The organism is Rhodocyclus purpureus (assembly GCF_016653115.1).
Classification (GTDB): Bacteria; Pseudomonadota; Gammaproteobacteria; order Burkholderiales; family Rhodocyclaceae; genus Rhodocyclus; species Rhodocyclus purpureus.
On the sequence record NZ_NHRX01000030.1, the window covers coordinates 34654 to 46707 of the forward strand.

Annotated in this window: 10 protein-coding genes; 4 read left to right on the top strand and 6 right to left on the bottom strand. The window is 57.0% G+C overall.

Annotated features, from left to right (window positions below):
- Window position 1: 1 nt before the first annotated feature.
- From CCR84_RS05780 to CCR84_RS05790, 3 genes are all read right to left on the bottom strand, one after another.
- On the bottom strand, window positions 2-814 hold the full coding sequence (locus CCR84_RS05780) for a class I SAM-dependent methyltransferase (RefSeq protein WP_201210487.1): 813 nt from the start codon (window positions 812-814) through the stop codon (window positions 2-4).
- Between the two features lie 324 nt (window positions 815-1138).
- Entirely contained in the window at window positions 1139-2626 is a 1488-nt protein-coding gene (locus CCR84_RS05785; protein ID WP_207186233.1) for a lipopolysaccharide biosynthesis protein, read from the bottom strand.
- A gap of 78 nt (window positions 2627-2704) precedes the next feature.
- Window positions 2705-3775: a GNAT family N-acetyltransferase gene (locus CCR84_RS05790; protein WP_201210489.1), complete on the bottom strand. Its 1071-nt coding sequence runs from the start codon at window positions 3773-3775 to the stop codon at window positions 2705-2707.
- Between the two features lie 414 nt (window positions 3776-4189).
- Here CCR84_RS05790 and CCR84_RS16780 point away from each other — a divergent pair, with 414 nt between their 5' ends.
- Genes CCR84_RS16780 through CCR84_RS05810 form a run of 4 tightly spaced genes read left to right on the top strand, consistent with a single transcriptional unit; the run spans window position 4190 to window position 8297 of the window.
- Window positions 4190-4867: a tetratricopeptide repeat protein gene (locus CCR84_RS16780; protein WP_207186234.1), complete on the top strand. Its 678-nt coding sequence runs from the start codon at window positions 4190-4192 to the stop codon at window positions 4865-4867.
- Between the two features lie 4 nt (window positions 4868-4871).
- Window positions 4872-6062, top strand: coding sequence for a DegT/DnrJ/EryC1/StrS family aminotransferase (locus tag CCR84_RS05800; RefSeq protein ID WP_201210493.1), 1191 nt, complete (start codon window positions 4872-4874; stop codon window positions 6060-6062).
- Between the two features lie 5 nt (window positions 6063-6067).
- A complete protein-coding gene (locus CCR84_RS05805) occupies window positions 6068-7222 on the top strand; it encodes a GNAT family N-acetyltransferase (protein WP_201210494.1) in 1155 nt (384 codons plus the stop codon).
- A complete protein-coding gene (locus CCR84_RS05810) occupies window positions 7194-8297 on the top strand; it encodes a GNAT family N-acetyltransferase (RefSeq protein WP_201210495.1) in 1104 nt (367 codons plus the stop codon). The genes CCR84_RS05805 and CCR84_RS05810 overlap by 29 nt, the downstream gene beginning before the upstream one ends.
- 66 nt (window positions 8298-8363) lie before the next feature.
- Here CCR84_RS05810 and CCR84_RS05815 read toward each other — a convergent pair whose 3' ends face one another.
- The 3 genes from CCR84_RS05815 to CCR84_RS05825 form a co-directional block, all read right to left on the bottom strand.
- On the bottom strand, window positions 8364-9467 hold the full coding sequence (locus CCR84_RS05815; RefSeq protein ID WP_242508570.1) for an acyltransferase family protein: 1104 nt from the start codon (window positions 9465-9467) through the stop codon (window positions 8364-8366).
- A gap of 63 nt (window positions 9468-9530) precedes the next feature.
- Window positions 9531-10544, bottom strand: a complete 1014-nt coding sequence (locus tag CCR84_RS05820; protein WP_201210497.1) for a hypothetical protein — start codon at window positions 10542-10544, stop codon at window positions 9531-9533.
- A gap of 1 nt (window position 10545) precedes the next feature.
- Window positions 10546-12051 carry an MBOAT family O-acyltransferase gene (locus tag CCR84_RS05825; protein WP_201210498.1) on the bottom strand — a complete coding sequence of 502 codons (1506 nt, stop codon included), beginning with the start codon at window positions 12049-12051 and terminating at the stop codon, window positions 10546-10548.
- Window positions 12052-12054 lie beyond the last annotated feature (3 nt).

Consider the following 12054-nt stretch of genomic DNA (forward strand, 5'->3'; position numbering starts at 1 on the left):
ACTAAGACCCAGAAGGCCGACCGACCAAACAATTCATTCTTCCCACTGCAAGCCCCTTACTAAAGGGATAAATCCCCTCCACAGAACAACCACTCAGGCCCGCCCACATGACTAGCGCGTTCAACTCACCATCACGTAGTGCATCGTCGAGATACCATCGCGCATTTCTGCTGCAGTACTCGGACAAAAATGGGAGCGTACTGATTCGACAGCCTTCCGGCCCGGATGGACCATCAATGATCAAGCAGTCAACCTTACTGTTGCGCGTGGCTGAAAGTATCGCCTTTGCATCCAGAAGGTAATTTCCTTCAGCGTCTGTCGGCGCATGTATTATTTTCACGTAACTTTCAAGCCCGATCGACCGTAATCGACTCATGTTCCTACCAACCTCTTCTTTATCTTGCTCCAAACTCACGACCAGCACCTCAAAACCATCCGCAGAGGCGATTGACGCATAATGCGCCAGCAAAATCGAGCTCAATCCGGAACCGCACTCCATTATGACCCGGGGCTTCTCTTCAAGCATTTTTTCCAGCAGGAACTTCATCACAGCCTTACTCATCGTCCACTCACCGATTACATCGTTTTCTTGCACAGCCCCATACGGAAGAAATTCAACATTGGAGCCAGCACAGACTTCGGAACTCAACTTATTGAATAGCGGGTCTCTGGCTGATTTAAAAACGCCAAACATCTTTCTTTTATCGACCCACATTCTCAAAGGATAAGGCTTTTCCGGATTCAGCCCCCTCAAGTACGCCACATACAACCCGTCAGCACTCATGCGAGCCAATCTTTTAATAAAAGATTTCATTTAGCACTCCAGCAATGCCCTATAAAATAACATCCCTTTTCCCCAGAAACCTGGCGACACCAAAAATTTTTCACCCAAACTTCAAGCTGGCTACGCTTTGATCCTGGCACAGAAAAACCCTATCATCCATAAATTTTCACGTTGTAATTTTCTCAAGGACCAGCACTTCCACTTCCGAAATCCGCTTGCCAAAAGCTGTGTCCCTCGACTGCTCGAAACGCCACTCAAAATAACGACATCAACCAAGATGACTCTACAAGATCGAGAGCAAGGAAAGCTGACTCCAGTGACCAACCTTGAACGGAAAGATTACGATATCAAATTTCAGAATCTTCTATTACCCGCCAAGGAAAAACGTGTTACGACCCGCAAGAACATAGGCTCCTCGCTCAGTGGATGATTCAACCAAAGCAGCGAGAAGACCCAGACTGCAGCGCTAATACCCGACGCCAGCAGTATCTCTGAAAAATCGATCGGAACACCCCTTGAAAAACCGGAAAAATAAACATGCACCGAGACCGGAACCAAGGTCACTACGGCGACTAAAAAGCTCGGCAACAATCCGGAAATGAAATCCAGGACATGAGCAGGGAAAACTCTCGCCAGCGCCCACGTAAACACCGGAAGCGCAATCATGCTTGAAATCAGGTACGCGACTGCACAAGCCTCAACGGAACGATAAAAATATGCGGCAGCGGCTATCATGAAGAAGCGCAGCGGTTGCAGCACAACCTCCGCACGAGTGACAATATGAATCTTGCCCACGGCGATCAACAGCTGAGGAATCAGGGAGTTGACGGCGAACAGCGCACCTGCCAAGCAAAAAATAGGCACCAGGGAGACAGCCTCGTCCCATTGCCCGCCAAACATGAACCTGACGACCTCTAGCGCATAGAGCGAGACGAGTCCGTAAAAAGGCCATGCAAATGCAGTCAGCAGCACTATAAATCGGGCATGCGTCAGCTCGGGTGCCAGTCCCTGTCGATGAAAATCGGCAAATGCCGGAAAGGCGACGTTACGCACGGCGCTCAAGATGTCACGATGAAAAATATTCATGACTCCCTGGGCGCGACTGAAAATCGCGACCGAATGGAAGCCAAGCACCTTGCCAACGACAAGGTCATTCGCGTTCATCGAGATGGCTGTCACCACATTGGCAAGCGAACTTTGCCCGCCGAAGTTGACGATCTTTCTCCATTCCGTAAGTGTCGGTCGGATCAATTCGCGATCCGGTCTCACTAACCACGCCCCCAATCCAGTGATGACATTCCCGAAGACTGCGCCAATCGCCATGCTGTTCGGTCCGCAGTCGAGGTGGGCGAGTCCGACGCTGACCAAAAATCCGCCAAAAGCCGAGGCCAGATTCACGCTGACCAGGCGGTCGTAGGACATGTCTCGCCTCAGCAGTGCGAGCGAAATCGTGCAAAAAGGCAGCAAAATGAAGTTCAGAGAACTGATGCGTATGGTCTCGACCATCGCCGCTTCGCTATAGAAATCGGCGGCATAGGGAGCGAGCAACCAGACCAACAGAAACAATACGATGCCGACGATCAGTGACACGCCGTATGCAGTATTTATGTGCGCTTCAGTCAGGTCGCTTTCCTGGATCAGGAAGTTGCCAACACCAAAGTCGCGCAGAACCTGGGCAACGGCCAAGACTGCCAGACTGACTGAGTAGATGCCGATTTCTTCCGGCTTGAGCAGGCGCGCAAGTATGACGCTGCTGCCGAGCGATAGCGCAACGAGAGCCGACCTTTCGAGCAACGAAAGAAAGAAAGCGCTACGCAGGCTCACCATACGGGCACCTTGCATGAACTGCTAATATTCCGCGACGAAGAATGAAACATTAGGCTTCCCTGCGCGTGAACGGAGAAGATCTGCGCGCTTCTGTCAAGCAAGATGAGCGGGCAATTTCGCGGCTGCCACTTTTTTCCTCCTCATTGCGGCGGCGATGACTTTCAGGATTGGCCAGCGATAGCAGGTAATGTGATAGAGCGTACGCTTTTCCTCCGTCCAGCGCGTGTGCCACTCCATGACACGACCATAGAATTCGATGGTTCTCACTTTCCCTTCGGCGTGCAACAGTTGGAGCATTTCCTGCATGAGCAGGAACGCCGGTGAATACGCATGAGCCCGCTCATCGTAGGCGGTCTTCAGGATGGTCATCGTCTTGCCGCGAACGAGACAAAGATTCGATGCCACGGCTTGGTCGTTTAGAAGATATTCATAGACCACGGCTTCACCCTTGCCCGCGGCATCTTCCAGGAGTCTTTCGTAAAAGCGTCCCTGGGGGTTTTCCGGATGTACGGCCGTACCCGACAGAGCCTTCCAACCCGAGACTTCCATGGCTCCGTAGCGTGCAATGGCGCTGCTCATGTCTTCCGCAGCGGTGATTTCCCTCGTCGTGACGACAATGCCCTCGGCGTCCAATTTCTTTTTCTGCTTGCGCAGGTTGTGGCGCAAATTCTTGCCGCGCGCATTCCAGTAAGCGTCGAAGTCACCGGCGATATCGATCCAGGCCGTCTCGATGTAGTCGGCGCTGAACGTCCGCGCCGTATCGGGCGTTCGTGCGACGAGGACGGGATCGAGCTGGGTCAGCGAGAAGACCAGCTTGAGATCCGGGCCGCTCATCACCAGGCCGTCGAGCAAGACTTCCGGGCAGGTCTCCTTGGCGACGACCATGGCGCCCAAGGGCAGTTGCGAAGGCTGAAACGTCTGCCAGCGGAATCTCCCGACGGGTCTGGCGATCAACATCGCCAGGGCGCGCTGGTCAAGACGCCCCACGAACAGACGTTCGCAACCATCGCCGAAGGTCACGAGCGCGTTGCGCATCACCGCCACGTCCAGGAACGGCAGGTTGCTTCCGCTCGCGTTCAAGCGATTCCACTCGCTCTGCAGGTCGCGATCTTCTTCCAGCTTTGCGGCGGGAAAATGCTCCCAGACCAGGCTGCCGTTGTTCATGGCCTCACCCCAGGTGACGATCGCTATCTCTCAGGTCTGCCGCCAGCCCTTTTCCCGAACTCGACAGCCCCGAACAACCCATGCCGTTCGCCGGGCGGAGCGCGCGCCCAACGCAAAAAAGCACTGCTGCATATGCTAATCGCAAACTGCATTGTAGTCTAATGCTCAGGCGGAGGCCGCCTCAAATCCCGTGCGCGCTGACTCCGTTCCTGCCCATCCGTGGGCAGCAGCGCCGCAAAAATTCTTTTGACATCGGTAGCGCGACATGCTAAACGGAATATGATGTTTGGTTCACGCATGATCAACCCTCCGCGCCGGCAACTTCTGGCAGCGCGACGGGTGATCAAGGCAACCGGGAGTCCGACGATGCTTCGTTTCTTGTTGTCCGTCTTGCTGACGTCAGGGCTCCCGGCCGTGACCTTCGCTCAAGTCGCCTATCAAGACGCCTATCAAGAGTGCGGCAGCTTGGCGAATCACTACGGGCCTAAGGACTACAGGACGGAAGGCCAAGCCGGCCGGGTGCTGGTCGAAAGTGCGCACTTCACGCCCAAGGTCGAGAGCCTGCGCGGTGGCCACTCGTCGATCACGCCGGGAGGCGACCTGAATTACCTGCTGCGGGTCTTCCCAAACCATCCCAGAGGCTTGATGGCGATGATGAAGCTGGCGCAGAAGGAAAAGGTGGATCGTCCGCTTGGGTCCGATTACACCGTGGCCTGCTGGTTCGAGCGGGGGGAGCGATTCCGCCCCGACGACGCCAACGTCAAGATATTGCACGGTTTTTATCTGTTGAGCAGAGGCAGGGCGCAGCAAGCGGTGGCCAAGCTGGAGTCGGCTCTGCAACTTGCTGGGGAGAACGCAGGCCTTCACTACAACATTGGCCTGGCATATTTCCAGATGGGTGACTACGAGCGAGCCCTGCAGTCTGCCCATCGCGCCTATGAACTTCGCTTCGAACTGCCAGGCTTGCGCAACAAGTTGATGCGGGTGGGCAAATGGCGGGATCTGCCTGCTCCGGCGATCGCAGAGGCTGCCACCACGGAGGGGACGGGTCCGCCGTCTTCGGTGCCGTCCGTGGCCACCCGGACGGAGTAGCGCCATGGCCCTGAAGGCTGGCCGACAGAAGCCCGAAGTTCATCCGGTGGCCTCGCTGCACGACATCTTCCGGCCACGCCGACTGAAATCGGCGCGGGCGCTGCTGGAGACTCCAGGCCTTGAACTCACCTACAATGGCCGAGGCGCCTTGCTGCGGGCCTGCCAGGAAATTGCGCTCTCGGGACGACGCAAGATCCTGATGCCCGCCTTTCACTGTCCTTCCGGCGTCACGCCAGCTCTGTTCGCCGGGCTTGAGCCCGTCTTCTATCGTATCCGGCGCGACCTCTCCATCGACCATGCCGACTTGAACACCAAAGCGGATCAGGAAACCGGCGGCGTGCTGGTGATCCACTTCTTTGGCATGAAGGTTGACCTCGCACCTCTGCAAGGGCTGCGCGAACGCGGCATCCGGCTGATCGAAGACTGGTCGCATTCATTTCTGCAAGGCTCGCCCCCTGCCCTCGTCGAGATCGAGGGGGACTACGGGATCTTCAGTTTCTGGAAACTGATCCCTTCCTCGGTTGGCGGCGGCTTGTGGCGAAGGGCCCCGGCGATGGTGCCTGGCGCCCAAGCCCCCTTGCCGCCGCTCGACGAACGAATCGTTCTCCTGAAACGGATGCTCGAGGAATCGCTCGCACGCTCCGATCACTCCTGGGCATGGATGGTCTTCCAGAAACTGGAACGGCTGCGCCTGGCCATGAAGCCGCGCCGTACGGAAGCGCAGACCGGCGCAGCGAACGGGATGCGCGGCGAGGACCATTACCCTTTCGACGCGCGTCTGGCTGCTTGCACCATGCCGCCCCTCGCCCGACAAATCATCGAGTGCGCCGACCTTGCCGCTATCGCGCGGCTCCGCCGGGCCAACTACGGGCGCTATGCGGAACAACTGAGCGAGTGCCCGGAACTGACCTGCCTATTCCCTGTTCTGCCCGAGACAGCTTGCCCATGGGTCTTTCCCTTGCTGTTGCCCCGACGCGACGATATCGACCATCACTGGCTGGATTCCGGAGTCGCCTTGCACACCTTCGGCTTGCACCTTCATTCGGCCCTTTTTTCCTCCGGCGACGCACGAACGATCAGCGACGCAGTCTTTCTTTCCCGGCATGTCCTGTGCCTGTCCGTGCATCAGAACATCACGCGACAGGATATCGACCGTTCGCTCGCAGTCATCGCGCATAGCCTGGACATTCCCTGAAAAGCATGCACCGAGAAATCGAGATCCTCGACCAGCGGCGATCTTACGCACCCCTGCGGGAATACTGGAATGCGCTTGCCGTGGAGGACCCCGACAACCTGCGAGGAGACGACGCCACTGCGAGCTTCGAATGGTTCGAGGCGATCCTCGAAGCCTTTCCCGAGGCAGACGAATCGCGGGTCATCGTCGCCTGGGAGAACTCGCGCATCATCGGAATACTGCCGCTCCTGATCGACCGGAACAGTCGACTTGGGCCGCGTTTGATACTGCCCACCGAAACATACGGGGGGCGCAGTGGACCGTTGCTCCAAGAACCCGGATCTCGTCGGATCTTAGGTGATCTGCTTGGTGGCCTCGACCTGGCCTGTCCCGGCTGGGTGAGCCTGGCCATGACGCTGGTGACAGGTAGCAGGGCCAGCCTCGCCGCGATGGACGCGATCGCGAAGGGGGGATACCGCGCCCTTGTCGGGGAAGCACGGGAATCGCTGTTCTTCCCCTTGGAAAGCGACGAGAAAAGAGGATGGTCCGGAGTCGCCAAAGATGTTCGTCAGCGAATTCGGCAGACCGAGCGCAAGTTGGCGGAAGAGGAAAATGCGTGCCTGCTCGACCTGCGCTACTCGCGAGCAGAAGACAGCGATGCGTTGCTCGATTCGATTCTCGAGATAGAACGACACTCATGGAAACACCGGGCCGGATCGGCCATCACGAACCATCCACGACAGCAAAATTTCTATCGGGCATTGCTGCCCAGGGCGATCCGCAGTGGCATGCTTGCCGGCCATTTGTTGCTGGTTGCGGGCCGTCCCGTCGCCTACCTCCTCGGACTATCACGTAGCGGTGTTTTCGTCGACCTGAAAAACAGCTACGTGGATGACTTCGACCACCTGTCGATCTCCCATTTCGTCCGCTATCGATCGATTTTATCGCTGGCACGCTCGGGAAATTCACGTTTTGATTTCATGGGCTTGATCGAACCACACAAAAGGCGCTACTCGGCAGCTAACAGGACCTACGCACGACAGCCATGGACAATCTACAACCGCACCAGCAAAGGATTGGCCGTGCACGCTTTATGGCAACTCAGGAACCGGATCAGGCACCTCCAAGAATACGCCCGGCGAGGAACAATCCATGAAAATAAGTGTAGTGGAGACGATTGACGAATGCCGCAGGCTGGCCCAGGACTGGCCGGACCTGCTGCGCCCCTTGGCCACCGAGGCCAACGGCATCGGCATCTCCGGAACAATCGAATGGACGCTCTCCCTCTGGGAAAACCACCTTCAGTCGGTGCCGCAAAAAGTCTTCGTAGTGCATGATGAGCAAAGGACACGCGGCATCATCCCTTGCCATGTCAGGATCGTGCGCAGCCGCGGCTTGCACCAGAGGATCCTCGAGCCGATCACCGAGATATTTTCGGGACGCAGCGGTCTCCTTCTTGACGCCGATCGAGCCAGCGCACATCTGGAAGCCCTCTTCGAGTTCATCTTTTCGCAGCATCGGGAGTGGGACAAATTCCATGTAACATTGGTCGATGGCAGCATCTCTCAAAAAATTTTCCAGGAGACTTGCCGCAACAAAGGACACGCACTTCACATATATGGAAAAAGCAAATCGCCCTATATCGAACTTCCGGAATGCAAGGAGCTGTATTTCTCCGGATTATCAAAGAACTTTCGCGACAACCTGAAAAAATCCGAGAACCGGCTCATCAAATCAGGAGGATTCGACATCCGCTTCTATGAGCAACCGGCAGAGGTCGAGGATTTCATCACACACATCTTGAGCATAGATCGACGCTCATGGAAAGAGAAGGCTGGAACATCGATCACGACCAACCCGCGACAGGAAGGCTTTTATCGTCGTTTCCTTGCCAGGGCGGCAGCGAACGGGTGGTTTCTGGGAAGCATCCTTTCGCGGGACGGAACACCGATCTCCTACGCCATGGGCTTCGTCTTTGAAAAAATATACTACAACGAAAAAGCCAGTTATGACGAATCCCTGCACTCGATCGGCGCCGGATCCTACATTTACAAACCGCTGATCGAGGAACTTTACAGGCGTGGTGTGGGGACCTTCGACTTCATGGGGAATTGTGAGGAATACAAGATGCGATGGACCGAACGCACCTACTCGACAACTTCCTATTTCCTCTACAACCGCCATGTGCGTGGCCGACTGTTGCGGCTCATGGACGAGGGAGGAAGCTTTTTACGAAACAAATGGCAGACTCGATAAATCCTCCCCGCCCGTGAACTCGTCCCCGGCCTGAAAACCCAACACCTCACGGAATTCGGCAAGCGTCTATACGACGAACCGGCGGCGACGCTCGGCCACCTCCCTTCCGATCGTTTGGCAGGGAAGCTCCACCAGCTTGTAGAAAAAGCGAGCTGCGAAGAAAGTACAAGCCAACATCAGCAAGAACATCCCCATTGGACCGAAACTTGCAGCGGCCAATTTTCCGACTGGCGCAACCGAGAAAATCGACTTCACGATCGGGTGCAGGAGATAAATGCTGTAAGAAAGCTCCCCAAGATAAACGGCAATCCGGAGGTATTGCTTCGTCGTAGCGGTGCGATCGATCGCTGACTGAGCGATCAGTGTGCCGATCACGATACAGAGTGCCAGGAGGCCTGCGTTAGTCCACCCATTCCCGTCGCGATAGTGAAACATCAGCGTCAGCAGGGCTGACACGAGCACCACCAGCAAAGGGACGAAAGGTTCGCGTGCAAGCCAGGCGAGCAATTTTCGCTGGTAGGCCCACGCGAGTCCAACGCCGACAACGAATTCCGTCAACAGCGGGTTACCCAACAAGCTGAAAATCTGGACGGGAAGGAACTGTCGTGAGGGGAGCACGGCAGCCTCTTCGGCGTTCAGGGTATAGGTCCCGGTCAACGTCTGAATGGCCGCGACCATACCAACAATCAGCATGCCCGCCACCAGGCCACGATGAGCCCTCCCGGTTTCCGACGCCATCGCTGCGGCAAACAAGGTGTAAAAGATGAGCTCGTAAGTCAAGGTCCAGGCGACGATCAGGAAGTTGTATCCGTACCCGGGCGGGTGGCTGTTCTGCAGTGGGATGAACAGCACACTGAGGATCAGGTTTTCGAGGAGCGGTGGTTTAATACACAGCAGGAGGGCCATGGCCACCCACGCAGGCACAACGACGCGAAAGAATCGCCGAGTCAGGAAGCTGATCACATCACGATCGTGCCCGTTTTCCGTTGACACATAAATGACGAAGCCGGAGATCAGGAAGAAGATATCCACGCCGATGTAGCCATGGGCAAAAAACTCCGCAAACCACGGCCACTCGTCAAGCAATATGTCTTGAAAATGGAGGAGCACGACGAGCAAGGCCGCAATGCCCCTGAGCACCTGAAGAAGCTCCAGTTTTCCAGAGATCATCGCCGTCACCCGCGTTCCTCCCCTCCGGCAGCCATGCTGGCGCCCCCCATTACCGCGCAGCGCTCACCTTGGTGCTGAAAGCGTCTGTGCAATCGCCTGAGCCACCATCCGCACCGCCCGCGGATTCCAGTGGTGGTCATATGGGCCCACCTCGAGCTTCAAGCCAGAACTGGCAAGGTCCTCCCTGAAAGACGGAGCGGTTTCTATTTCAACCGCGCCGTGCTCCTCCGCCACCGTTCTTAACTCCTGCAGACAGGCAGACTCTTCATTCTTGGCGAACAGGTCTTCCCGCGGAGGATCGATCACATAATAGATCCGTGCATCTCCGATCTGCGACAGCTGCGCAAAGAACGCGAGCACGGCGACTCTGCACGCATCCGCGCTCATGCCTGGCGTGGCGATTCGGGCTGGTGGCGGCCCCTTCTTCTCGCCGAGCGAGCGCCAAGCTTGCGCGGGATTGAACTTGAGCTGTGAAAAAATATATTGTGCGAGCGCCGACTCCCTGGCGAAACGCTTGAAAAGGGACGGCGCGGGCTGCAACTGGGTACGCAAGTGCAGGGAAGCCGCATCGATACAGAGGGCATGAACATTGCCCGAACCGCAGAAGGCTTGCTCGACATCGCTGCGCTCGAGAACGAACACAAACGTGTTAATGCCGAAGCGGCTTGCCGCGAAAAGCGCTCTCTCGGCGTAGTCGAGGAGGCTGGAACCGGGACCTCCCAGCGCGAACACGGGCCTGTCCGCAAGCAGCGACTCGAGTTGCGCCGCCAGCGTGCGGTCGCGCGGCAGCATGTTGGCCTCGACGAAGCTGTCACCGACGAGTGCGATAGCTTGCGGATCGTTCGAGAAATCCCGCTCGGAGAGGAAACCGAAGTTGTTCGCACACTGCCTTTGCGGGTTCTTGAGGTCCCAGCCTGTCGAGACGGTGAAACAGTGTCCTGGCGGATAGGTCAAGATGCGTGGAGCGAGGTAGTAATCGCTCCGCGTCGCTGTCGATACCGGCAACAGGCGCAAGCCGGCCTCGATGAAGAGAAGCATCAGGACAGCGCCGGAAATGCAGAGAAGGAGGGACTTCATGTCAGAAGTTGAAGTAGATGAACGCACTTGCCGTGGCGCGAGTCTCGTTAACCAGTACGAGAAGTAAACAAGCGACCAGCGAAATCCCCGACAGCAATGGCGGCACCAATGAATGACGGCCGGCGGCATGCAAAGCATGTTCGCCGACGAGATTGCTGTTGGGACAGAGAAAGGCGATGGCGCCCAGGACCGTCAGGAACTGGAGGGCTCGCACGACGTCGAGGCCCTGGTTCCAGAGGATCGGATGAATATTGGCAGCGGCCTCGGCAGCAAAGACCGGGATGAACATGCCGTCGAGCACCCTGATTGCCGACGAAAAATCGGCTGCCCTGAAAAAGACCCAGCCGGCAACCACACAGAGAAAAGTCAGCAGCCAGGCCCCCAGCCTGAAGATGGAATTGGCTTGGAGTCGGGGCAGATGCCGGCTGACGAGTGCGCGAAAAGCGTGGTTGATGACAAGATAGCCGCCATGCAGAGCGCCCCAGAAGACGAAGGTCCAGTTGGCGCCATGCCACAAACCGCCCAGAACCATGGTGATCAGAAGGTTCACATACCTCCGCTGCGGCCCCTTGCGGTTGCCGCCCAAGGCAACGTAGAGATAGTCACGCAGGAAGGCCGACAGTGTCATGTGCCAACGCCGCCAGAAATCCGAAATGCTCAATGACTTGTACGGTGAATCGAAATTGAACGGGAGCCGGATGTTCAACATCCAGGACAGGCCGATGGCCATGTCGGAGTAGCCGGAAAAGTCGAAGTACAACTGAAAGGTGTAGGCCAGCGCCCCGATCCACGCTTCGGCAAGGTCGGGACGCTCGCCGGCTTGGGCAGCATCGAAAACCGCATCGGCGTAAGGACTGATCGCATCTGCAAGAACCACTTTCTTGAACAGACCGATGGCGAAGATGAAGAGACCGGCGGCGACGTGCCCGGGAACGAAGCGGTAGCTGGCCGCATCCCGGAACTGGGGCATCATCTGCGCATGGTGGATCACGGGGCCGGCGATCAGATGCGGGAAATAGGTGACGAAGAGACCGAAATGGGCGAACCTGACTTCTCTCGTACCCTTCAGATAGGCATCGCTCAGGAAAGCGATCTGCGTGAAGGTAAAGAAGGAAATGCCGATCGGCAAAATGATCCTGCCCGTACTCCAGTCCTGGCCGGTCAGCGCGTTGAGATTGGCGACGAACCATCCGGCGTATTTGAAATACGCAAGTAGCCCAAGGTCAACCGCGACGCCGAGCGTGAACCAGTTCCGCGCTGCAACGGTCTTCGCCGGGACTCCGCCCACCTGGCGGGCACCGCCGATTTTCTTGCCGATCCAGAAGTTCCAGATGATCGACCCGAGCAGCAGCGTGGTGAATTCCGGCATCCAGTAGCCGTAAAACGCCAGTGAAGCGAGGAAGAGCCAGATGGCCCCCCACATGGCGTCGCGCCGCCCCAGCAGGTAGTACCCCACAAGAACGATCGGCAGGTACACGCAGAAAAAGATGGCGCTGGTAAAGAGCATGGC